This is a genomic window from Bacillus sp. 220_BSPC (assembly GCF_001054655.1).
Taxonomy (GTDB): domain Bacteria; phylum Bacillota; class Bacilli; order Bacillales; family DSM-1321; genus Peribacillus; species Peribacillus frigoritolerans.
On sequence record NZ_JVPL01000058.1, the window covers coordinates 1 to 235 of the forward strand.

The window sequence follows — 235 nt, forward strand, 5'->3', positions numbered from 1 at the left end:
CCGCGGGATTTGACTCCCCTGTCGGTTTTCAAGACCGATCCCTTCAGCCGAACTTGGGTATACCTCCACGGCTTAAAAAAATGAATATGGTGGACCTTGTAGGACTCGAACCTACGACCGGACGGTTATGAGCCGTCTGCTCTAACCAGCTGAGCTAAAGGTCCTTATATTTATTGGTAGCGGCGGAGGGGATCGAACCCCCGACCTCACGGGTATGAACCGTACGCTCTAGCCA

General features: G+C 53.2%; 1 tRNA gene. It reads right to left on the reverse strand.

Annotation, left to right across the window (positions count from 1 at the left end):
• Nucleotides 1-87: 87 nt before the first annotated feature.
• Nucleotides 88-164 (reverse strand) — tRNA-Ile (locus ADA55_RS03600).
• Nucleotides 165-235: the final 71 nt, after the last annotated feature.